This is a genomic window from Mycobacterium sp. HUMS_12744610, from assembly GCF_041206865.1.
GTDB classification, from domain to species: domain Bacteria; phylum Actinomycetota; class Actinomycetes; order Mycobacteriales; family Mycobacteriaceae; genus Mycobacterium; species Mycobacterium servetii.
The window spans coordinates 450,136-472,611 of sequence record NZ_JBGEDP010000001.1; the positions used below are offsets into that span (position 1 = coordinate 450,136).

Sequence of the window (22,476 nt, forward strand, 5' to 3'; positions counted from 1 at the left end):
GCTACTTTTCGGCCTGGATCGCGTCGAACACGCCGGGGTCCAGCAGAGTCGAGGTGTCGCCCAGTTCGCGATTTTCGGCGACGTCGCGCAGCAGCCTGCGCATGATCTTGCCGCTGCGGGTCTTGGGCAGCTCCGGGACCACGTGCACCTCCCGGGGCTTGGCGATCGGCGAGATCTCGCGTGCCACCTCGGCGCGTAACTCGTCGACGACCCCGTCGTGGACCGCTACGTCGGCGCACAGGACGACGAAGGCGCAGATCGCCTGTCCCGTGGTCTCGTCGGTCATCCCGACCACGGCCGCCTCCGCGACCGACGAGTGGCCGACCAGCGCCGACTCGATCTCGGCGGTCGAAAGGCGGTGACCGGAGACGTTCATTACGTCGTCGATCCGGCCCACCACCCAGATCGCGCCGTCGGCGTCGTACCAGGCGCTGTCGCCGGCGAAGTACCAGCCGTGCTCGGCGAACCGCGACCAGTAGGTCTCGGCGTACCGTTCGGGATCGCCCCAGATGCCGCGCAGCATCGACGGCCACGGCTGATCCAGGACCAGGTACCCGGTGGCGTGTTCGCCCTGCCTGCCGCCGGGCGGTAGCGGGTTGCCGTGATCGTCGACGATCTTGGCCGAGATGCCCGGCAACGGCGTCATCGCCGAACCCGGCTTGGCCGCAGCGACTCCCGGCAGTGGGGAGATCATCGCGGCGCCGGTCTCGGTCTGCCACCAGGTGTCCACGATCGGGATGCTGTCCGCGCCGATCACCTTGCGGTACCAGCGCCACGCCTCGGGATTGATGGGCTCGCCGACCGACCCCAGCAACCGCAGGCTGGACAGGTCGTGCGCGTCGGGGATCTCGCGCCCCCACTTCATGAACGTGCGGATCAGCGTCGGCGCGGTGTAATAGATTGTCACCCCGTACTTTTCGATGATCTCGAAATGACGGTGCGGGGTGGGTGTTTCCGGGGTTCCCTCGTAGAGCACCTCGGTGGCCCCGTTGGACAGTGGGCCGTAGACGCCGTAGGTGTGCCCGGTGACCCAGCCGATGTCGGCCGTGCACCAGAATACATCGGTTTCGGGCTTGATGTCGAAGACGTAGAAGTGGGTGTAGGACGCCTGCGTGAGATAGCCGCCGGTCGTGTGCACGATCCCCTTGGGCTTGCCCGTGGTGCCCGAGGTGTAGAGCAGAAACAACGGCTGCTCGGCATCGAAGGGCTCCGGGAGGTGTTCGGCGGCAGCGGATTCGACGACGTCGTGCCACCACAGGTCGCGTCCCTCGGTCCAGGGCACCTCGATCCCGGTGCGACGCACCACCAGAACATGCTGCACCGGGCTCGGTCCGTCCGGGCCGGGCGCGGTGGCCTCGTCGGCCGCTTCCTTGAGTGGCGCCGGTTTGCCGCGGCGAAACTGCCCGTCGCTGGTGATCAGCAGCTTGGCCTGGGCGTCGGCGATCCTGGCCCGCAACGCGTTTGCGGTGAAACCGGCGAAGACGACGCTATGCATGATGCCCAACCGGGCGCAGGCCAGCATCGCGATCACCGCTTCGGGGATCATCGGCAGGTAGATCGCGACGCGGTCGCCGGCGACCAGGCCCAGGCCAGTCAGGGCGTTGGCCGCCTTACACACCTCGGCGTGCAGATCGGCATAGGTCAGGCTGCGGCTGTCGCCGGGTTCGCCCTCCCAGTGGATGGCGACCCGATCGCCGTGGCCCGCCTCGACGTGACGGTCCACGCAGTTGTAGGCCACATTGAGCTTGCCGTCGGCGAACCACTTGGCGAACGGCGCCGCCGACCAGTCCAGCACCTCGGTGAACGGCGCCGCCCAGGACAGCCGATTGGCCTGCGCGGCCCAGAAGCCGAGCCGGTCGGCCTCGGCCTGGCGGTACATCTCCGCGCGGGCGTTGGCCTGCTCGGCGAACTGCGGTGGCGGCGGATACGACGCCGGGCCTTCGGTACCGGTGGCGGTCACGGGCTGCTCCTAAGTCGAGGTACGGCCGTTTGCTGGGTCCGCGAAATCGACTCGGCCGGCGCGGACCCGCCGACCGTCTAGTGAGCCTAGCCCCGCGATGATACGGCCGCGCGCGTCATTCCGAGGTCAAAGGGGGCCCCGATAGCGGATAATCGCCGGTGTGCCGGCACGCCACGCGCGGCCCGTCCGCCGCCCGATCCGCGGGTTTGCCGCGGCTTTTGCCGGTTGCGCGGCCAGCACCCTGCTGGGAGCCCCGGCCGGGGCCGCGCCGGCCGAGGGCACCGACGAGCCGCCGCCGTGCTGGTCGGACCAGATTGCGGTGACGGGGACCCCGGCCGAGGGCGCCGTGGGCCACCGGGCACTGACCCTGATCTTCCCCCTGGCCGGCGGGGCGGACCCGTGCACCCTGACCGGCTATCCCGGGGTGGACACCGGGACCGGCGGCCCGCTGGTCCATGCCGAACCCACCCTGCGCGGGTACATGGGCGGGCTGCCGCCCGGCGTCGACGTGCCGCCCGCGGTCACCCTGTCGCTGTCGAGTGGGGGCCGTGCCGTCGTGGAAAGCCTGGCCGTCGACGAGCACGGCGGCCCGTGCCCCACCTACACCGAGTTGCTCGTCAACCCGCCCGACACCACCGAGGTGCTGATGGTGCCGGTCAGCATCTACGCCTGCCTGCTGCAGGTGCACCCCCTGACCCCCGAGTGACGCGCGCGCCGCCGCCCTTCGCTTAGGGTCGGGTGTCATGCGTCGGATGCGGGCACGGCTGGTGCTGGTCGCCGCCGTAGTGCTGGCGCTGGCGCCGCTGGGCTCGCTGGCAGGGTGTGGCGGCGGGATACTGAGCCCCGATCTGGTGGTGGTCAACGGCGGTGAGCCGCCCAACCCGCTCGTCCCGACCGGCACCAACGACAGCAACGGCGGCAGGATCATCGACCGGCTCTTCGCCGGGCTCGTGTCCTACGACGCCAACGGGACGCCGGCCAACGAGGTAGCCGCCTCGATCGACACCACCGACAACATCAACTACCGGATCACCCTGCAGCCGGGCTGGTCGTTCACCGACGGCTCCCCGGTGACGGCCCACTCCTTCGTCGACGCGTGGAACTACGGGGCGCTGGGCGCCAACGCCCAACTGCAGCAAAGCTTTTTCAGCCCGATCGACGGGTTCGACGAGGTCACCGGCCGGGCGGCCGGCGAGAAGGCGGGTCCGACCACCATGTCGGGGCTGCACGTGGTCGACGACCTGGAATTCACTGTCCGTTTGAAGGCGCCGACCATCGACTTCAAACTGCGGCTGGGCCACAGCTCGTTCTATCCGCTGCCGGCCGCGGCGTTCCGGGACATGGCCGCCTTCGGCCGCCACCCCATCGGCGACGGGCCCTACCAGCTCGCCGACCGCCCGGACGGCCCCGCCTGGGAGCACAACGTCCGAATCGACCTGCAGCCCAACCCCGGCTACCACGGAAACCGCAAGCCGCACAACAAGGGCCTGCGGTTCGAGTTCTACTCCAACCTCGACACCGCCTACGCCGATCTGCTGTCGGGCAACCTCGACGTCCTGGACACGATGCCGCCCAGCGCGCTGCCGATCTACAAGCGCGACCTGGGCGAGCGCGTCGCCGCCGGCCCGGCGGCGATCAACCAGACCCTCGACACCCCGCTGCGGCTGCCGCATTTCGGCGGCGAGGAGGGCCGGCTGCGGCGTCTGGCGTTGTCGGCCGCCATCAACCGGCCGCAGATCTGCCGGCAGATATTCGCCGGAACACGCAGCCCGGCAAGGGATTTCACTGCGCAGTCGCTACCCGGCTTCGACCCCAACCTGCCCGGCAACGACGCGCTGGACTTTGACCCCGACCGGGCTCGCAAGCTGTGGTCGCAAGCCGACCGGATCTCGGCGTGGAGCGGCCGCTACGTGATCGCCTACAACGCCGACGCCGGCCACCGCGAGTGGGTGGACGCCGTAGCCAACAGCATCAAGAACGTGCTGGGCATCGACGCCGTCGGGGCCCCGCAGCCGACGTTCGCCGGGTTCCGCACCCAGATCACCAACCACACCATCGGCAGCGCCTTCCGCGCCGGCTGGCAGGGCGACTACCCGTCGATGATCGAGTTCCTCGCCCCGCTGTTCGCCACCGGCGCCGGCTCCAACGACGTCGGCTACTCCGACGCGAAGTTCGACTCGGCGCTGACGACCGCCGAAGCGGCGCACGACCTGCGGCAGGCCGACGCGCTGGCCAACGACGCGCAGCGAATCCTCCTGCGCGACATGCCCGTCGTCCCGCTGTGGGACTACATCGGGGTGGTGGGATGGTCGTCGCGGGTCAGCGGAGTCGCGGTCACCTGGAACGGCCTGCCCGACTACGAGCGCATCGTCAAGGCTTGATGCGATGGGCTGGTACGTCGTGCGCCGGATCGCCGCCATGGTGCCCGTCTTCCTCGGGGCCACGCTGCTGATCTACGGCATGGTGTTCCTGCTGCCCGGAGACCCGGTGGCTGCGATCGCCGGGGACCGGCCGCTGACACCGGAAGTGGCCGCGCAACTGCGGGCCCGCTACCACCTCGACGACCCGTTCCTGCTGCAGTACCTGCGCTACCTGGGCGGCGTGCTGCACGGCGACCTGGGCCGCTCCTACTCCGGCCTGCCGGTGAGCGACGTTCTGGCGCATGCCTTTCCGGTCACGTTGCGGCTGGCGCTGATCGCGCTTTCCGTCGAGGCCGTGCTGGGTGTCGGCCTGGGGGTGGCCGCCGGGCTGCGCCGGGGCGGGGTCTTCGATGCCACCGTGCTGGTCACCGGGCTGATCCTGATCGCGATCCCGATCTTCGTGCTGGGCTTCCTGGCCCAGTTCGTGTTCGGCATCTGGCTGGGGGTCGCACCGGTCACGGTGGGCGAGCGGTCGACGTTCGCGCGCCTGCTGCTGCCCGGGATCGTCCTGGGATCGGTGTCGTTCGCCTACGTGCTGCGCCTGACCCGGTCCGCGGTCGCGGCCAACGCCCACACCGACTACGTCCGCACCGCCACCGCCAAGGGGCTGTCGCGGCCCCGCGTCGTGGCGGTGCACATCCTGCGCAACTCGCTGATTCCGGTGGTGACGTTCCTGGGTGCGGACCTGGGGGCCCTGATGGGCGGGGCGATGGTGACCGAGGGCATCTTCAACATCCACGGCGTCGGCGGCGTGCTGTACCAGGCGGTCACCCGGCAGGAGGCGCCGACGGTGGTGTCGATCGTGACGGTGCTGGTGTTGGTCTACCTGGTCACGAACCTGGCGGTGGATCTGCTGTATGCCGCCCTGGACCCGCGGATCCGCTATGGGTGAGGGGGGCTTCTGGCGCGACACGTGGGCCGGGTTGCGCCGGCGTCCCAAGTTCGTCGTCGCCGCCGCGCTGATCCTGTTGATCCTGGCCGTCGCCGCGTTCCCGGGTCTGTTCACCGGAGCCGACCCGACCTACGCCGACCCCGCCCAGAGCCTGCTGCCCCCCTCGTCGGCCCACTGGTTTGGCACCGACCTGCAGGGCCACGACATCTACGCGCGCACCGTCTACGGGGCGCGGGCCTCGGTGACCGTGGGGCTCGGCGCCACCCTGGCGGTGTTCGTCGTCGGCGGCGCACTGGGCGCGCTGGCCGGGTTCTACGGCGGCTGGCTGGACGCGGTGGTCTCCCGCGTCGCCGACGTGTTCTTCGGGCTGCCGCTGCTGCTGGCCGCCATCGTGCTGATGCAGGTCCTGCGCCAGCGCACGGTGTGGACGGTGATCGCGATCCTGGCCCTGTTCGGCTGGCCGCAGGTCGCCCGGATCGCCCGCAGTGCGGTGCTGGAGGTCCGGGCCGCCGACTATGTCCTTGCCGCCAGGGCGTTGGGGATGAGCAACTTTCAGACACTGCTGCGGCACGCGCTGCCGAACGCCCTGGGGCCGGTGGTCGCGGTGGCCACGATCGCCCTGGGTCTGTTCATCGTCACCGAGGCCACGCTGTCCTACCTCGGGATCGGGCTGCCGGCGTCGGTGGTCTCCTGGGGCGGCGACATCAACGTCGCGCAGACCCGCCTGCGCTCGGGCTCGCCCATCTTGTTCTACCCGGCCGGCGCCCTGGCGGTCACGGTGCTGGCCTTCATGATGATGGGCGACGCGCTGCGCGACGCGCTGGATCCGGCGTCGCGGGCGGTGCGGCCGTGACCGCTCCACCGGCGCCGCTGCTGTCGGTGCAGGGCCTGGAGGTCAGGTTCGGTGAGCAGCCGGTGGTAAGCGGGCTGGACCTGAGCGTGCTGCCTGGGCAGGCCGTCGCCGTCGTCGGCGAATCCGGCTCGGGGAAGTCCACGACGGCCGCCGCCATCCTCGGGCTGCTGCCCCCGGGCGGGCGAATCACAGCCGGGCGCATCGTTTTCGACGGGCGTGACATCGCCTCAGCCGGCCCCCGGCTGCTGCGGTCGATCCGGGGCCGCTCGATCGGCTACGTGCCCCAGGATCCGGCGACCAACCTCAACCCCGTGTGGAGCGTCGGATTCCAGATCCGGGAAGCGTTGCGGGCCAACGCCGGTGGCCGCACGGCGCGACGGCGTGCAGTGGAGTTGCTCGGCGAGGCGGGGATGCCGGATCCCGAGCGGCAGGCCGGCAAGTATCCGCACCAGCTCTCCGGTGGCATGCGCCAGCGGGCGCTGATCGCGATCGGGCTGGCCGGGCGGCCCCGCCTGCTGATCGCCGACGAGCCGACGTCCGCGCTGGACGTCACCGTCCAGCGGCAGGTGCTCGACCACCTGCAGCGGCTCACCGAGCAACTGGGCACCGCCCTGCTGCTGATCACCCACGACCTGGCGCTGGCCGCCGAACGCGCCGAGTCGGTGGTCGTCGTGCACCGTGGTGCGGTCGTGGAATCCGGTGCCGCAGCGGCGATCCTGAAAAATCCGCAACACGAGTACACCCGGCGGCTGGTCGCCGCGGCGCCGTCGCTGACGGTTCGCAGCCCGCGCCGGAAGGCGGCCGGCATGGCCACGGGCGACATCCTCGTCGCGTCGGGGCTGAGCAAGGTCTACCGCGAGTCGCGGGGGGCGCCGTGGCGGCGCACCGAGTTCCGGGCCGTCGACGCCGTGTCGTTCCGGCTGCGCCGGGCGGGCACGCTCGCGATCGCCGGAGAATCCGGATCCGGCAAGTCGACCCTGGCGCGCATGGTGCTCGGGCTGCTGGAACCGAGCGCGGGCACGGTGGTGTTCGACGGCACCCGCATCGACGGCAGCCTGGGCCGGGACGCCGAGCTCGCGTTTCGCCGGCGGGTGCAGCCGGTCTTCCAAAACCCTTACGCCAGCCTGGATCCCAGGTACACGGTGTTCCGCGCCATCGAGGAACCCCTGCGGATCCACCGCATCGGAGACCGCGAGGAGCGGGCGCGGGCCGTGCGCGAACTCCTCGACCAGGTGGCGCTGCCGTCGTCGGTGCTGGGCCGGCTGCCCCGTGAGCTGTCGGGTGGTCAACGCCAGCGGGTCGCGATCGCCCGGGCCCTGGCCCTTCGGCCCGACGTGCTGGTCTGCGACGAGGCGGTCTCGGCGCTCGACGTCGTGGTGCAGGCGCAGATCCTGGACCTGCTCGCCGGCCTGCAGGCCGAGCTCGGGCTGGCCTACCTGTTCATCAGCCATGACCTGGCGGTGATCCGGCAGATCGCCGACGAGGTCCTGGTCATGCGGGCCGGACGGGCGGTGGAGTACGCGCCCACCGGCGAGTTGTTCGACCGGCCCGGCCACGAGTACACCCGGCAGTTGCTGGAGGCCATTCCCGGCCCCCGACTAGGTTGAGAACCCGTGACCGATGACCCGCTGGCTCCGTTGATGGGGCTGCCCGGCGTGGCCGAGGCCGCCGACCATGCCCGCGACGCGCTGAGCCGGGCGCACCGGCACCGGGCCAACCTGCGGGGCTGGCCGGTCACCGCGGCCGAGGCGGCGCTGCGGGCGGCGCGCGCCTCGTCGGTGCTCGACGGCGGACCCGGGCGGGTCGACGATCCGGGCGAGACCGCCCAGGTCAGCGACCCCGTGCTGGCCGGGGCTTTGCGGGTGGCGCAGGCGCTGGAGGGCGGCGAGGGCCCGGTGGTCGGGGTGTGGCGGCGGGCGCCGCTGCAGGCGCTCGCCCGGCTGCACGTGCTGGCGGCCACCGACCAGGTCGACGAGGAGCGGCTGGGCCGGCCGCGGGCCGGCGCCGAGGTTGGGCCGCGACTCGAGCTGCTGGCGGGCCTGGTCGCCGGTCGCACTCGGGCGCCGGCCCCGGTGATCGCCGCGGTGGCGCACGGAGAGCTGCTGGCGCTCCGGCCTTTCGGCAGCGCGGACGGCGTGGTGGCCCGCGCGGTGTCGCGGCTGGTGACGATCGCCGGCGGGCTGGACCCGCACGGGCTGGGGGTGCCGGAGGTCGCGTGGATGCGCCGGCCGGCGGATTACCGGGACGCGGCCGAGGGGTTCGCCGAGGGCTCCCCCGAGGGGGTTCGGGCCTGGCTGCTGATGTGTTGCCGGGCGCTGCAAGCCGGCGCGCAGGACGCGGTGGCGATCGCCGACGCGCTCTCGGGCCGCTAGCGGATCGGTAGCCAGCGGCTCCCGGGAACGTGTCCGGTGAATCGTCGGGAAATACGAAGCGGGCGACGTTCCGACAATTGTCGGCCCGCCGCCCGCCAGCACGGAACCCGGTTACCAGGCGTGCATTTCTGGGCTGCGTGGGTTGGCCTCGGCGATCTTGCGACGCCCCACGGCTGCAGTCCCACCCAAAGGACCGCGATACCTTGAAGATTCGCAATTACGCAGGCCCGCAACACTTCTGCCATTATCGCGGCTATGACTCCGCGTGGGTGCCGAGAACCGTGCTGGGCGCCCGGGTCGGGAGATCGAACCTTCTCTTCCGGTTCGAGCTAGGCCTTGCCGGGCTTCCGTGGTTTCCTTTGTACTACTAGACCCTGGGCGCGGCAAGGCCCGAATCCGCAGAGAATGCGAATGCGCCCGGCGAGTTCGGGTCGCCGGTTTGCTGGGTTCAGACTCCCAGGCGGCGCAGCAGCGAGTAGGTGACGGCTCCGGCCGCCAGCGCGCTGATGCCCACCGCGGCGGTGGTGGCGATCGCGGCGCCCGACGGGGCGGGGATCCGGTCGCGCAGCGACACAGGCCGGGAGAAGACCAGCACCGGCCAGCCTCGCTCGATGGCTTCCTTGCGCAGGCTGCGGTCGGGATTGACCACGCTGGGGTTCCCGACGGCCTCCAGCATGGGCAGGTCGGTGATGGAGTCCGAGTAGGCGTAGCAGTGTTCCAGCGGGTAACCCTCGCGGGCGGCCAATTCCTTGATCGCCTGCACCTTGCCCTCGCCGTAGCAGTAGAACGCGATCTCGCCGGTGTACTTGCCGCCCTCGACGACCATGCGGGTCGCCATCGCGTGGGTGGCGCCCAGCGCCCGCGCGATCGGCGCGACGATCTCCTCTCCGGACGCCGAAACCAGCACGACATCACGGCCACACAACTTGTGCGCCGCGATCAGGTCCGCCGCTTCGGCGAATACCAGTGGCGTCACGATGTCGTGCAGCGTTTCGTTGACGATCGCCTTGACCTGTTCGACGTCCCAGCCGCTGCACATGTTCGTCATGTGGGCGCGCATCCGGTCCATCTGATCGTGATCGGCACCGGAGAGCAGGAAGATGAACTGGGCGTAACTGGATTTGAGCACCGCGCGGCGGTTGAGCAGGCCCTGGTCGAAGAAGGGTTTGCTGAATGCCAGCGTGCTGGATTTGGCGATGATCGTCTTGTCCAGGTCGAAGAAGGCGGCGGTGCGGGCCTGCGGAAACCCGCCCGCGGGAGCTTCCGGTGGTGCCTGCTGTTGTGCGGCCGGGTCGGAGACGGTCACCGACCCAGCATAGGTCGGTCATCGGGCGGTGCCGTGGTGTTGCACCAAAAACGCTAGCCGGAGAGACCGCCGTACATGGATGAGCAGCGTCTTTTCGCCTCAACGTCTGATTCGGCTGGAACTACCACTTGCGTTAGTCCGCACTGTCATGTGTATAGTAAGCATTACTCGGCCTGAGCCGAGGGTGTATCAGCCCGACCCCCCGGGGCTGATACACGACGACCCTCGCCTCCTCCCCCCCTGGCGGGGGTCGTCCCTTTTCTGGGGTAAAAAATCTCCTTGCCGGGCGGCCTGCCCGATTCGTCCGTTCGTTGCGGGAAGCACGTGATCCGCTGCGGTGCGCACGCGTTTGTGCACAGTTGCGTCTCTATCAACAGATTCGGCTTTGGGACTGGCGTCCCATGATCGCCGCGCCGCAGGGTGGACGGATGACCGGTACCGCACAGACCCCGGCGGCGGGGTCGTCGATCGTGCTGGCGGTGTTGGGCGATCCGCCGCTGCGTTCCGAGGTGGACCGGATGGCCGCGGCCGTCGGGGTCCGGATCGTCCACGCGGGTGGCGGGCCGCCCGTGAGCCGCAAGAACTGGGCGGCCGCCGCGGCGGTGCTGCTCGACGAGGCGGCGGCGCGGGGATGCGGGCAGGCTGCGCTGCCCCGGCGCGGCCGCGTGATAGTGCTGACCGCCGCCGAACCCGCCGCTGCGACCTGGGCCGCGGCCATCGCGGCCGGTGCCGAACGGGTGCTGATCCTGCCCGGGCAGGAGCACGAGCTGATCGGCGAACTCGCCGACGCCGCGGAGGCGGTGCGTGACGACGGGTTGCGCGGTGACGTTGTCGCCGTCGTCGGGGGCTGCGGTGGCGCGGGCGCCTCGTTGTTTGCGACCGCCCTCGCGCACGCGGCGACCTGCGCCCTGCTGGTCGACCTCGATCCGTGGGGCGGTGGCCTCGATCTGCTGGTGGGTTGCGAGACCGCACCGGGCCTGCGCTGGCCCGACCTGGCTTTGCGGGGTGGCCGACTGACCTGGCCGGCCGTGCGCGATGCCCTGCCCCGGCATCGCGGCATCAGCGTGCTGTCGGGCACCCGGCGCGCCTACGAGCTCGAGGCGGGACCCGTCGAGGCCGTGATCGATGCCGGCCGGCGCGGGGGAGTCACCGTGGTATGCGATCTGCCCCGCCGCCCGGCCGATGCGTCCCAGGCCGCGCTCGAGGCGGCCGATCTCGTCGTGGTCCTCAGCCCCTGCCACGTGCGGGCGTGTGCATCCACCGCCGCGACGGCCGCGCCGTTGACGGCGATCAACCCCAACGTCGGGTTGGTCGTGCGGGGCCCGGCGCCGGGCGGCCTGCGGGCCGCCGAAATCGCCGAGGTCACCGGCCTGCCGCTGCTGGCGGCGATGAGGGCGCAGCCCCAACTCGCTGACCAGCTCGAGCGCGGAGGCCTGGCACCCCGGCGGCGATCGCCGCTGCACACGGCGGCTCGCCGGGTCCTCGCCGTGCTGCCCCGGGCCGGGGCTCCCCAGCTCGGCAGGGCGGCATGAACGGATCCCTCATCGAACGCGTGCGGGAACGGCTGGCCGCGGAGTCCGCGCCGCCGGGATCCGCTCTGCGGCCCGACGTGGTCGCCGCCGCGATCCGCGCGGAATCCCGCGGCATGCTGGGGGACACCGAGGTGCTCGCCCATCTGCGGGTGCTCGAGACCGAGCTGACCGGTGCCGGCATCCTCGAACCACTGCTGCGCGCGGAGGGCACGACCGACGTCCTGGTGACCGCGCCCGATGCCGTGTGGGTCGACGACGGAAACGGATTGCGCCGCACCGCGATCCGATTCGCCGACGAGGCCGCGGTGCGGCGCCTGGCGCAACGCCTGGCGCTGGCCGCGGGTCGGCGTCTCGATGACGCGCAGCCGTGGGTCGACGGCCAGCTCACCGGCGTCGGCGGCGCATTGGATCCCCGGGATCCCCGGGATCCCCGCGCGGTGCGGCTGCACGCGGTCCTGCCACCGGTGGCGCTCGCGGGGACCTGCCTGTCGCTGCGCGTGTTGCGGCCCGCCACCCAGGACCTGGCGGCCCTGGCCGCGGCAGGCACCATCGATCCGGAGGCCGCGGCGCTGGTCGCCGACGTCATCGCTGCCCGGCTGGCCTTCCTGGTGTGCGGCGGGACCGGGGCGGGCAAGACGACGCTGTTGGCGGCGATGCTGGGTGCGGTCGCGCCCACCGAACGGATCGTCTGCGTCGAGGACGCCGCCGAGCTGGCGCCCAGCCACCCCCATCTGGTCAAGCTGGTCGCGCGTTGCGCCAACGTCGAGGGTGTCGGCGAGGTGCCGGTGCGCCAACTCGTCCGCCAGGCGCTGCGGATGCGGCCCGACCGCATCGTCGTCGGGGAGGTGCGGGGCGCCGAGGTCGTCGATCTGCTCGCCGCGCTGAACACCGGCCACGACGGCGGGGCGGGCACCGTGCACGCCAACAACCCGGCCGAGGTTCCCGCCCGGCTGGAGGCGCTGGCAGCCCTCGGCGGTCTCGACCGGGCCGCCCTGCACAGTCAGCTCGCCGCGGCGGTACAGGTGCTGCTGCACGTGGCCCGCGACGGCGCCGGCGCTCGCAGGCTGACCGAGATCGCCGTGCTGCGTCCGGTGGACGGGCGGGTCCGGGCGGTGACGGCGTGGCGGGTGGGACGGGGAATGTCCGACGGTGCCGGCGAGCTGCGCCGCCTGCTGTGCGACCGGATGCCGCCATGAGCGGCCCCGCCGCCGGTGCCCTGCTGCTGGCGCTGGCGCTGCTCGTGCTGCCCAGATCGTCGCGCAGCCGTCTCACCCCGGGCGCTGCCGGGCGCCGGTGGGTCGGACTGCCCGCGCGCGCGGCCGGGGGCATCGTTGCGGGCACCGCTGTCGCGGCCGCCGCGGTGCTGCCGTCGACGACGGTCCTGGCCGGCGCGGTCGTGGGTGCGACGGCGACGCTGCGGCACCGCCGTCGCCGCCGGATCCGGCGAGCCATGGACGAGGGCCGGACGTTGGAAACCGCCCTCGACGTCGTGGTCGGCGAGCTGCAGGTGGGCTCCCACCCGGTGCGTGCGTTCGGCGTCGCCGCCGACGAGACCGGCGGCCCGGTCGCGGTGTCGCTGCGCTCGGTCGCGGCGCGGGCCCGGCTGGGCGCCGACGTGGCCGCCGGCCTGCGCGCCGCGGCGGGTTCGTCGTCGCTGCCCGCGCAGTGGGATCGACTCGCGGTGTGCTGGCAGCTGGCCGGTGACCACGGCCTCGCGATAGCGACCCTGATGCGCGCCGCGCAGCGCGATATCGCCGAGCGGCAACGCTTCTCGGTGCGCGTGGCCGCGGGCCTGGCCGGCGCCCGCGCCACCGCCGCCATCCTGGCCGGGCTCCCGGTCCCGGGCGTGCTTCTCGGTCAGCTGATCGGCGCGCGGCCGCTGAGTTTCCTGCTGGGTGGGCACGCGGGCGGATGGCTGTTGGTCGCTGGCTCGACCCTGGCGTGCGGGGGGCTGCTGTGGTCGGATCGCATCACCGATCGGCTAGTCGCATGAGAAGCCCTATGTCAAGCCGCCTCGTCTTGGGTGAGGATTCGTTGGAGTGCGCGGTGTTTGTCGGGGGCGTAGGCGAGGTTGTCTTGCCAGCAGTGCCAGATGATGTGCAGCCTGGCGCGGGCGAGGATGCGTGCGGCGTGGGGGTGGTCGTGCCCGCGGGTTCGGGCCCTGTCGTAGAGGTCGGCGGCCCAGGGGTTGACCAGTCGGGTGTCGGCGGCGAAGTCGGTGACGGCGTCACGGAGTTGTTTGTCGCAAGCCCAGCGGAATCCGACAATGCGGGATTTGCCGGACTGGCGCGTAGAGGGCGCGGCGCCGGCCAGACAGGTCAGCGACTCCGGGGTGGGGAATCGAGCACGGCAGTCCCCGATTTCGGCAAGCAGGCGCGCGGCGCGGACCCGTCCGGCGCGGGGCAGGGACGTGAAGATGTGGGCGTCGGCGTGGGTGTCCAGTTGTGCCTCGATCTGGGTCGGGAGCGCTTTGATCTGTGCGACCAGGGTGCCCAGCAGTGCGACGTAGCTGGCGGTGATGTGGGCCTGGGTGCTGCCGTGAGAACCGGTTGCGCCGGGGGCAGCGTCAAGGATGCGGTGGTGCAGCACGGCGGGGTCGACCTTGCCGGAGTAGCCCTGCTTGGCGAGCCAGTCGCCGAGTCGTTTGGGGGTCAGCCAGTCGATCTTGTCCTGGGTGTCGAATCGGGTCAGGAACGCCAGGCTGATCGCGGAGTCGATGTCTTTGAACAATCCGACGGCGGCAGGCAGCACGTTGCGCAGGTGTGCGCGCAGCTGATTGGCAACGGCCACACGGTGATTGACCAAGTCCTTGCGGGCGCGGCAGGCGCGCCGCAGGGCGACGGTGGCGTCGGTATCGGGGATCAGCGCCCGCAGCCGGGCGCGGTCGGTGCGCAGGGTGTCGGCGAGCACGTAGGCGTCGAACCGGTCGTCCTTGTTGCCGGCCGAGCCGTAGCGGCCGCGCAGGTTCTTGACCTGATTCGGCGAGATCACCACCACGGCCAGACCGGCGAGCAGCAGGGCGTCGACGACTGGCCCGTCAAGACGTTCGATGGCGACCTCACCCACTCCATGGCGGCGCAGGAAAGCGATGAGTTCCCGCAGTCCGGGCGCGCTATGGGGCACCGTGGCTCGGTCGAGTTCGCGGCCCCGGTCATCGACGACGCTGACCGCGTGGTCGTCGCGGGCCCAGTCCAGACCGGCGGTCACACCCCCCGGCGGCTCCTGCGTCAGGGTGGTATCGGTCGGGGTATTGCTGGCAGACTTCACGTCAGCCTCCTCGCTGCTAGTCCCAGTGCCCGGACGTGGTTGCCGCTCCGCTCACTGATCGGCGCTCGCAGCCAGACGCGGCGTTGGCGCTCAGCCCTATCGACGGTCGACACGCCCCGGGCAACCACCAGGGCCTGCAGATCTCATGCTGGACATCAACCGCGTCAAGCGAGCAGGGCAGTGACCTGGTGGCACCTCGGGTGCATCAACGCTTCATCCAGAAGCGATGACCTCAGGAAGGTAGTCCAGTGAGCACCGCGGCCGTGCTGCTGGCCGTCGCGCTGTGTGTGGGCCCCGGACCGTCGCTGGTGCGGGAGCGTGCCGGGTTGTCTGCGCGGGCACGGTGGCCGCGGCGCAGGCCACCGCACGGCCGTACGCACGGCCCGGACCCGCTGGCCGCCGCCTCGTGCCTCGACGTGCTTGCGGTGTGCTTGGCGGCGGGCATGGCGGTGCCGGCGGCCGCGGCCGCCACCGCCGCGTCCGCCCCGCCCAAGCTGGCCGGGGTGTTGCGCCGCGCCGCCGATCTGCTGGCGCTGGGCGCCGATCCCGCCGTGGCATGGTCGGCGTCGGCAGACCCGCCGGCCGGGGCGCCCGACGCGCACACCGACGCGCTGCTACGCCTGGCGCGGCGTTCGGCGTCCTCCGGTGCGGCGCTGGCCGCTGGTGTCGCCGAACTGGCCGACCAATCCCGTCACGATGCCGTGCACGCGGCCGCCGCCGCCGCCGAACGCGCAGGCGTCCTGGTCGCCGGACCGCTCGGGCTGTGCTTTCTGCCGGCGTTCTTCTGCCTGGGCATCGTGCCGGTGGTCGCCGGGCTGGCCGGCGACATCCTGCGGTCGGGCCTGCTGTGAGACGTAAACGAGGAGGAAAAAACATTGCTGATCAACATGTTTCGTGCATTCCTGACGCGCATGACCGCCCTGGCTGTCGACGAGTCGGGCATGTCGACGGTCGAGTACGCGATCGGCACGATAGCCGCCGCCGCCTTCGGCGCGATCCTCTACGCCGTCGTCACCGGCGATTCGATCGTGTCGGCGTTGACCAACATCATCGGTCGCGCGCTCAATACCAAGGTCTAGCGGCGGGCTGTGCGGGTGCGAGCACCGTCGAGGCGGCACTGGGGATCGCCGCGCTGGTCGTGGTGCTCGCGCTGTGCCTGGGCGGTGTCACGGCGGTGTCCATGCAGTTGCGCTGCGTCGACGCCGCCCGCGAGGCCGCCCGCCTCGCCGCGCGCGGCGACCAGCGCTCGGCGTTCGAGGCCGCGCGCCGCCTCGCGCCCGCGGGGGCACGCATCCAGGTGCGTCGGGACGGGGATCTCTTCGTGGCCACGGTCGTTGCCCGTTCGCCGCTGTTACCCACCCTGGCCATCGGCGCCAAGACCGTTTCGGCGGCCGAGGAGCCGGGGTGACCGGGGGTCGGCCACCGTGGCCGCGGCAGCCATGGTCGCGGTGGTGCTGTGCGTCACGGTCGCGGGCGCCTATCTCGGAGCGGTGGTGGTCGCCCGGCACCGGGCTCAAGCGGCGGCCGACCTGGCCGCGCTGGCCGCGGCGGCCCGGCTGCCGGCCGGAGCGACTGCGGCCTGCGCCCGCGCGACGGCGGTGGCCCGCCGGATGGGGGCCGCTGCGGTCCGCTGCGAGATGGACGGGCTCGACGTGGTCGTCACGGTCGACGTGGCCGTCGGCCTGGTGGGACCCGCCGGCATTGCCCGGGCCGCGGCCCGGGCGGGACCCGCCGGCCCCGCGTAGTCAGGTCCCGGCGCCCGGCGTCAGTCCGGCCTCGGCGAGTTCGGCGTCGCTGGGCAACCGCAACGAGATCAGCCCGACGAAGGTCTCCGGTTCGAGTTCCACTCGGCTGACGGTGACGTGTACGGGCACCCAGTCGGCGTCGTGCCCCGGCATCCGTAACACCCGACTGGTCGCACCGCCGGCGAATTCCGTTGTCATCGAGGCCAAGAGGTGCTCGTCGTCGGGGTGAACGTTCGGTTTGTCCACCCTGCCGGCGCGCCAGTCGTAGAACGGGCACGGTTCGTCGAGCCACTTGAGCAGGGTCCAGTTCTTGAGGTCGACGAGCGCCCGGTGAACTCCGGCCCGCGCGAGTCCCTCCAGGATCCGCTGCGCGAGGTCGTCGGTGGACACCACGGGACCCTCGAGGTTGGCGCGCCAGTTCATCGCCCGGGCGACGAGGTGGTCGCGGCCGTCGGGGCCCGGCTCGAGCGCGGTGCGGGCGACGAAGCCGATCCGGATGGGATTGCCCTGCCAGTCGGTGAGATCCCAGGTGCTGCAGAACGTCCGGTCCGGCTCGGCCTTGACGGCCATGGCCAGCACCTTGGCTTCGTTCGGGTTGAGGTCGCGGGATGGGAGGTCTTCCGCGAAGGCCCTGCCGAGGGTGACCTCGACTTCGGCGTTCTTGCCGCTGTTGGTGAGCGATTCCCGGGTGTCGGTGGCCACGCCCAGTGTCAGATCCCACTTCAGCGGGCCCGGGATCGGTCGCGTGGGAGGCTCGGCGTCGGCGGGGCCGGTCCAGACGTGCACACCGTGCGTCCTGCCGTCGGACATCACCACCGGTTCGGTGCGGATGACGCGGTCCCGTTTGGGGGTGATGCTGGTCAGGCTCTGGCCGGTCTGCATCGACTCGGTGATCGCGGTGCGCACCGCGGCGCGGTGGGGGCTGCGGCGCAGGAATGTTGCGACGGGAATGAGGTTTTTCAGCTGCCGATCCTGCGCCACCACGGCGGGTTCGTCGCCCAGCGTCTCCACGAGCAACCAGTCGTGGACCATGCGAGCAGTTTACCGACTGTGCCGCGTTCCCCGACCCGACGGGCGGCGCGCCCGATCAGCCTGTCGGTTTGCACAAATGGTCGCCGCCTTGATAATTTGCTGCTGCGCCCGCATCGACGGAATTGCGGACGGGTCGCGTAGTACGACCGTTCGCCGCCGGCTACGCGGCCGACCCGTCGATCCCGCGCGCGCCCACCAGCAACCCGGGCGCACCGCCGGTGCCGGCGGGGCCGTCCGTGCTGCCGAGTCCGCCGTCGCCGATCAGCACAGCGTTTCCGCCGTGCCCGCCACTCTCCTAAGAGGCGCTGCCGCCCTCCCCCCAGCGCCTCCGCTGCCGAAGAGGACCGCGTTGCCGCCCGTTCCGCCCGTACCGCCGTCGCCGAGCGAGGCGTCAATCGGCCATTCTTAAACTCGCGGTATTCATTAGTAAACTTTCGGCATTTGCCGGTGGTGACCGTCGCACATGCTGATTGTTTTTCAGCGCGATTCGCCAGGCAACTGCGCCAGCACGCGTCGCAGCACCGTGACCGCACCGGCCTTGTCGAGCGGGTCGTTGCCGTTGCCGCACTTGGGCGACTGCACGCACGACGGGCATCCGCGCGGGCATTCGCACGCCTCGATGGCCTCGGCCGTGGCGCCCAGCCAGGTGCGGGCCCGGCGGAAGCCCCGCTCGGCGAACCCCGCACCACCCGGGTGGCCGTCGTAGACGAAGACGCTCGGCAGGCCGAACGGGTCGGGGCCGACCGCGGTCGACAGGCCGCCGATGTCGCCGCGGTCGCAGCTGGCCACCAGCGGCAGCAACCCGATCGCCGCGTGCTCGGCGGCGTGCAGCGACCCGGGTATGCGGGGCGCGTCGATACCGTCGTCCAGCAACGCCTCCGGGGTCACGGTGTACATGACTGCGGTCGTCTCCAGCCTTTGCTCGGGCATGGCCAGGTCGACGAAGTCGATGACCTCACCGTTCAGCCGGCGGCGCAGGTAACCGACCAACCGGTGGGTGACCTGGACCGGCACCAATCCCACAGTGACGGGCCCGAACTCGGACCGTTCACCGCAACCGGTGACGGCGATGTCGGTGAGCTCGCGCGCGAACGTCGCATAACCGGGGTCCTCGGCGTGGACGAACGCGATTCCGCCGTCGAAATCCAGCGAGTCGACGACGTAGGCCTCGCCCTGGTGCAGATATACCGCTCCCGGGTGGACGCAGGCCGGGGCCCGGCCCACGTCGACACTGCCTAGGGCGTGTCTCCCAATTGGTTGTTTCCGACGCGGGAATGGATTACGGCGCAGGCCAATAGGACACCGCCGAGGTAGGTCAGGGCGTATTTGTCGTAGCGGGTCGCGATACCGCGCCATTGCTTGAGCCGGTTGTAGCCTCGTTCGACGGTGTTGCGCAGACCGTAGAGCTCGGCGTCGAACGCCGGTGGGCGACCCCCGGCCGATCCCTTGGCCTTGCGCCGGGCGATCTGGTCTTTGCGTTCGGGAATCGTGTGCTTGATTCTTCGGGAACGTAATTCGGTGCGCGTGCTCGGGTGTGAATACGCCTTGTCGGCGAGCAATCGGAAGTCGCCACCGGTCACACCGTGCTCAGCGCAGGCGTGGTCGTAGTCGTCGAGCAAAGGCAGCAACTGCGGATTGTCGCCGGCCTGGCCAGCGGTCAACCGGACCGCGACAACAGCTTCGCGCTGATCGGTCAGGGTGTGGATCTTGGTGGTCAGCCCGCCTCGCGAACGCCCAATTGCATGGTCGTCGGGTTCATCGGCGGATTTCTTGTAATTCGACAGGGCCCCCTTTTGCCAGCGTGTCCGACCGGGCACCCGCCGAATGTTGATGCGCCCGTACGTTCGTCGAATCCACCGACAACAGCTTCTCGATATCGCCGGCCATCTCGGCGTCGAACCCGAAGGCGTGCGCCACCTGAGCAAACATCACGTCATAGGTGCCATCCAGCGACCATCGGTGATGACGCTTCCACACCGTTTTCCATGGCCCGAAATCAGCGGGCAGGTCCCGCCACGGGCATCCCGTGCGAAACCGCCAGGCAATCCCCTCCAAAATCAACCGGTGATCACCAAACCTCCGGCCCCGCTTGCCCTCATGCGAAGGCATCAACGGCTCAACCACCGCCCAGAACTCGTCAGAAATCACACCAATCCGCGTCACCAGCCAATCCTGGCTGGTCAACAGTCGAAAAATTGGGAGACACGCCCTAGCAACCGCCCGGTGTCGGCCTCCACGATCATGATCTGGCCGCCGGCCGCCCCCCGGATGTCCACGGTGGCATGGGGATCCAAGCCCGGCGCGGGAAAGTACCTGCCGTTGCGCAGCCGCAGCAGTCCCTCGTCGACCAGTCCCGCGGCGACCTCCGTCGCGCCCAGGGCGCGCACCTCGGCCGCATCGAGCGGCAGTTCGGTTGCCGCACAGAGAAGTTGCGGGCCCAGCAGATAGGGGTTGGCGGGGTCGATCACCACCCTCTCGACCGGCTTGCCCAGCAGCGCGGCAGGGTTGTGCACCAGGTAGGTGTCCAGCGGATCGTCGCGGGCGATCAGTACGACCAGCGCCCCCTGGCCGCGGCGGCCGGACCGGCCCGCCTGCTGCCAAAACGAGGCCACCGTGCCGGGGAACCCGGCCAGCACCACCGCGTCGAGCCCTGCGATGTCCACGCCCAACTCCAGCGCGTTGGTGGTGGCCAGGCCGCGCAATCGGCCCTCGGCCAGGGCGCGCTCGAGTGCGTTGCGGTCCTCGGCAAGATAACCGGCCCGGTACGACGCCACCGTGTGCGACAGCTCGGGGGCGACGTCGGCCAGGCGTGCTTGCGCGCCCAGAGCGGTCAGCTCCGCGGCCCGGCGCGACCGGACGAACGTCAGGGTCTGGGCGCCCTCGGCGATCAGGTCGGCCATCACCCGCGCCGCCTCCGCTCCGGCCGAACGGCGCACCGGCGCGCCGTTTTCGCCCGTCAGGTCGGCGCGTAGCGCCGGCTCCCACAGGGCCACCGTCCGGGAGCCCTGGGGTGAGCCGTCGTCGGTCACCTCCTCGACGGGCTGCCCGATCAGCTCGGCGGCCGTCGCGCCCGGAGAGTCCGTCGTCGCGCTGGCGAAGATCACCGTCGGGTACGACGAGTAGCGGGCGCACAACCGCAGCAGCCGGCGCAGCACCATGGCCACGTTCGAGCCGAAAACCCCGCGATAATAGTGACATTCGTCGACGACGAGGAAGCGAAGGCCGCGCAGCAGGGCGGCCCAGCGGGCGTGGTTGCGCAGGATCGACACGTGGATCATGTCCGGGTTGGAGAACAACCACCGGGAGCGTTCACGCGCGAAGCGGCGCACCTCGGCGTGGCTGTCGCCGTCGTAGGCGGTGGGCGCCACACCGAAACCGGGATCGTGCAGCCGCGGGACGGCCGCGGTCAGGGCGTGTGCGGCGCGCAACTGGTCGTGACCGAGCGCCTTGGTGGGGGACAGGTACAGCACCCGTGCCCGCGGGTCGGTGGCCAGGGCGTGTAGGACGGGAAGTTGGTAGGCCAGTGATTTGCCCGACGCGGTGCCGGTGCTGACCACCACATGCCGCCCGGCGTGGGCCAGCTCCGCGGCCTGCCTGGTGCGACCAGGGGCGGGTGATACCTCGGTCGGCGAACGCCTGGACCACGTCCGGCTCGGCCCAGTCCGGCCAGCGGTGGGGGCGGCCGGCGCGGGCCGGCAGCTCGGCGACGTGGCGCAGCGGACGCTCGTCGGCCGCGGTGCCGGCCAGCGCGGCGGCCAGCAGGTCGGCGCCGAAACTCGCCACCAGGCACCCTCCGGGAAGCCGTCGGCGGCACAAGTCTGTCGCCGACGCGATGAACATGATTGACTGATTACGGTCGCAGCTTCTGTGTTCGTGTCAAACTTTCGCAGGATCGACGTTGCGGCCGCGGTTCCTGCGAGGTTAATCGGTCGGGTGAAGTTCCGGCGACTCGGCGAGGTATGGCGGTCGTATCAGGCCCGGGGCACCGAAAGGCGGTGCACCGCACCCAGAAGAAAAGGAAAGATCGAGAAATGCCACAGGGAACTGTGAAGTGGTTCAACGCGGAGAAGGGGTTCGGGTTCATCGCTCCCGAAGACGGTTCCGCGGATGTTTTTGTCCACTACACGGAGATCCAGGGTTCGGGCTTCCGCACCCTTGAGGAAAACCAGAAGGTCGAGTTCGAGATCGGCCACAGCCCGAAGGGGCCCCAGGCCACCGGAGTCCGCTCCCTGTAGAGACGAGCAGATTCCCACGACAAACCCCCCGGGTAGTCCCGCTCAGCGGGCCGCCGGGGGGTTTTCGTTTCGCCCGGGCCGCGCCGGGCCGCCGCCGCGCCGATTACCTCGAGGCGAGGATCCCCGACCTGGCCTACTGTCGGTGGCGTGAGCCAGCTGTCCTTCTTCACAGCGGAGTCGGTGCCGCCCGCGGTCGCCGATCTCTCCGGGGTGCTGGCGGCTCCCGGCCAGATCATGATGGTCGGCGCCCCGGGCGGTCAGGGAGCCCGGATCTCGGTGGTCGTGGACCAGCTCTGGCGGGCGTCGGCGCTCGCTGAGATGATCCGGGAAGCCGAACTGGTCCCCGAAATCGGTCGCACCGAGGAAAAGACCCCGCTGGTGCGGACGGCGGTGAGCCCGTCGTTGGTCACCATCGCCGCCGAATGGACGCGCGGCGCGGTCAAGACGGTGCCGCCGCGGTGGCTGCCCGGGCCGCGCGAGCTGCGGGCCTGGACGCTCGCGGCGGGCGGCCCGGAAGGCGACCACTATCTTCTGGGTCTGGATCCGCACGCCCCCGACACCCATTCGACCCTGGCTTCGGCCCTGATGCGGGTCGGGATCGCACCCACTTTGATCGGCACCCGCGGTGGCCGGCCGGCGCTTCGCATCAGCGGCCGCCGCCGCTTATCGCGCCTGGTAGAGAACGTGGGGGAGCCACCTTCGGACGCCGACGCGTCGGCGTTGTGGCCGCGGGTATAACCCTTCGTCAGGGCCCGCGGTGCGGGGAGCCGGTTTGCGCAGGCGCGCCCCAGGGTGCGAAATTGTCAGGTGCCCTGAAGGACAAGGAACGCCGGCGTACCCGAAGTTCACCGGAATTTTCGAC

The 22,476-nt window shown here is 71.0% G+C and carries 19 protein-coding genes and 3 pseudogenes; 15 read left to right on the plus strand and 7 right to left on the minus strand.

Annotated elements, in window-relative coordinates:
- Position 1: 1 nt before the first annotated feature.
- Positions 2-1,960, minus strand: a complete 1,959-nt coding sequence (gene acs, locus AB8998_RS02280) for an acetate--CoA ligase (protein ID WP_369736642.1) — start codon at positions 1,958-1,960, stop codon at positions 2-4.
- Between the two features lie 160 nt (positions 1,961-2,120).
- Between acs and AB8998_RS02285 the strand changes: the two genes are divergently transcribed.
- The 6 genes from AB8998_RS02285 to AB8998_RS02310 are packed head-to-tail and all read left to right on the plus strand — an operon-like array spanning position 2,121 to position 8,497.
- Positions 2,121-2,666 carry a DUF4232 domain-containing protein gene (locus tag AB8998_RS02285; protein WP_369736644.1) on the plus strand — a complete coding sequence of 182 codons (546 nt, stop codon included), beginning with the start codon at positions 2,121-2,123 and terminating at the stop codon, positions 2,664-2,666.
- Between the two features lie 37 nt (positions 2,667-2,703).
- Positions 2,704-4,341, plus strand: a complete 1,638-nt coding sequence (locus AB8998_RS02290; RefSeq protein WP_369736645.1) for a peptide ABC transporter substrate-binding protein — start codon at positions 2,704-2,706, stop codon at positions 4,339-4,341.
- Positions 4,342-4,345: 4 nt separating this feature from the next.
- Complete coding sequence (locus tag AB8998_RS02295; RefSeq protein WP_369736646.1) at positions 4,346-5,272, plus strand: ABC transporter permease; 927 nt, start codon at positions 4,346-4,348, stop codon at positions 5,270-5,272.
- The gene (locus tag AB8998_RS02300) at positions 5,265-6,125 is read left to right on the plus strand and encodes an ABC transporter permease (RefSeq protein ID WP_369736647.1); all 861 of its coding nucleotides are present in this window, start codon (positions 5,265-5,267) and stop codon (positions 6,123-6,125) included. The genes AB8998_RS02295 and AB8998_RS02300 overlap by 8 nt, the downstream gene beginning before the upstream one ends.
- On the plus strand, positions 6,122-7,732 hold the full coding sequence (locus AB8998_RS02305) for a dipeptide ABC transporter ATP-binding protein (RefSeq protein ID WP_369736648.1): 1,611 nt from the start codon (positions 6,122-6,124) through the stop codon (positions 7,730-7,732). The genes AB8998_RS02300 and AB8998_RS02305 overlap by 4 nt, the downstream gene beginning before the upstream one ends.
- Before the next feature lie 6 nt (positions 7,733-7,738).
- Complete coding sequence (locus AB8998_RS02310; RefSeq protein WP_369736649.1) at positions 7,739-8,497, plus strand: oxidoreductase; 759 nt, start codon at positions 7,739-7,741, stop codon at positions 8,495-8,497.
- A 448-nt stretch (positions 8,498-8,945) separates the two neighbouring features.
- On the opposite strand, the gene AB8998_RS02315 is transcribed toward AB8998_RS02310, so the two are convergent.
- Positions 8,946-9,803: an HAD-IB family hydrolase gene (locus tag AB8998_RS02315; RefSeq protein WP_369736650.1), complete on the minus strand. Its 858-nt coding sequence runs from the start codon at positions 9,801-9,803 to the stop codon at positions 8,946-8,948.
- A gap of 428 nt (positions 9,804-10,231) precedes the next feature.
- Here AB8998_RS02315 and ssd point away from each other — a divergent pair, with 428 nt between their 5' ends.
- The 3 genes from ssd to AB8998_RS02330 are packed head-to-tail and all read left to right on the plus strand — an operon-like array spanning position 10,232 to position 13,328.
- Positions 10,232-11,335, plus strand: coding sequence for a septum site-determining protein Ssd (gene ssd, locus AB8998_RS02320; protein WP_369736651.1), 1,104 nt, complete (start codon positions 10,232-10,234; stop codon positions 11,333-11,335).
- Positions 11,332-12,531, plus strand: coding sequence for a TadA family conjugal transfer-associated ATPase (locus tag AB8998_RS02325; protein WP_369736652.1), 1,200 nt, complete (start codon positions 11,332-11,334; stop codon positions 12,529-12,531). The genes ssd and AB8998_RS02325 overlap by 4 nt, the downstream gene beginning before the upstream one ends.
- Entirely contained in the window at positions 12,528-13,328 is an 801-nt protein-coding gene (locus AB8998_RS02330) for a type II secretion system F family protein (protein ID WP_369736653.1), read from the plus strand. Before AB8998_RS02325 ends, AB8998_RS02330 begins: the two co-directional genes overlap by 4 nt.
- A gap of 11 nt (positions 13,329-13,339) precedes the next feature.
- On the opposite strand, the gene AB8998_RS02335 is transcribed toward AB8998_RS02330, so the two are convergent.
- Complete coding sequence (locus AB8998_RS02335) at positions 13,340-14,602, minus strand: IS110 family RNA-guided transposase (RefSeq protein WP_369736654.1); 1,263 nt, start codon at positions 14,600-14,602, stop codon at positions 13,340-13,342.
- 248 nt (positions 14,603-14,850) lie between these two features.
- On the opposite strand from AB8998_RS02335, the gene AB8998_RS02340 reads away from it, so the two are divergent.
- Genes AB8998_RS02340 through AB8998_RS02355 form a run of 4 tightly spaced genes read left to right on the plus strand, consistent with a single transcriptional unit; the run spans position 14,851 to position 16,347 of the window.
- Positions 14,851-15,453, plus strand: coding sequence for a type II secretion system F family protein (locus tag AB8998_RS02340; protein WP_369736655.1), 603 nt, complete (start codon positions 14,851-14,853; stop codon positions 15,451-15,453).
- A gap of 36 nt (positions 15,454-15,489) precedes the next feature.
- The gene (locus AB8998_RS02345; RefSeq protein WP_369741396.1) at positions 15,490-15,681 is read left to right on the plus strand and encodes a DUF4244 domain-containing protein; all 192 of its coding nucleotides are present in this window, start codon (positions 15,490-15,492) and stop codon (positions 15,679-15,681) included.
- 53 nt (positions 15,682-15,734) lie between these two features.
- Complete coding sequence (locus AB8998_RS02350) at positions 15,735-16,010, plus strand: TadE family type IV pilus minor pilin (protein ID WP_369741397.1); 276 nt, start codon at positions 15,735-15,737, stop codon at positions 16,008-16,010.
- A 16-nt stretch (positions 16,011-16,026) separates the two neighbouring features.
- Complete coding sequence (locus tag AB8998_RS02355; RefSeq protein WP_369736656.1) at positions 16,027-16,347, plus strand: Rv3654c family TadE-like protein; 321 nt, start codon at positions 16,027-16,029, stop codon at positions 16,345-16,347.
- Here AB8998_RS02355 and AB8998_RS02360 read toward each other — a convergent pair whose 3' ends face one another.
- The 4 genes and pseudogenes from AB8998_RS02360 to AB8998_RS02375 form a co-directional block, all read right to left on the minus strand.
- Positions 16,348-17,379, minus strand: coding sequence for a PAS domain-containing protein (locus tag AB8998_RS02360; protein ID WP_369736657.1), 1,032 nt, complete (start codon positions 17,377-17,379; stop codon positions 16,348-16,350).
- Positions 17,380-17,856: 477 nt separating this feature from the next.
- Positions 17,857-18,618 (minus strand): annotated as a pseudogene (locus tag AB8998_RS02365) (Zn-binding domain-containing protein); the annotation flags it as partial.
- Positions 18,615-19,542 (minus strand): annotated as a pseudogene (locus AB8998_RS02370) (IS5 family transposase). The pseudogenes AB8998_RS02370 and AB8998_RS02365, both read right to left, overlap by 4 nt.
- Before the next feature lie 38 nt (positions 19,543-19,580).
- Positions 19,581-21,162: pseudogene (locus AB8998_RS02375) on the minus strand (DEAD/DEAH box helicase); the annotation flags it as partial.
- Positions 21,163-21,410: 248 nt separating this feature from the next.
- Between AB8998_RS02375 and cspA the strand changes: the two are divergent.
- Both cspA and AB8998_RS02385 read left to right on the plus strand, forming a co-directional pair.
- On the plus strand, positions 21,411-21,614 hold the full coding sequence (gene cspA / locus AB8998_RS02380) for a cold shock protein CspA (protein ID WP_007772268.1): 204 nt from the start codon (positions 21,411-21,413) through the stop codon (positions 21,612-21,614).
- Positions 21,615-21,761: 147 nt separating this feature from the next.
- On the plus strand, positions 21,762-22,352 hold the full coding sequence (locus AB8998_RS02385; protein WP_369736658.1) for a hypothetical protein: 591 nt from the start codon (positions 21,762-21,764) through the stop codon (positions 22,350-22,352).
- Positions 22,353-22,476 lie beyond the last annotated feature (124 nt).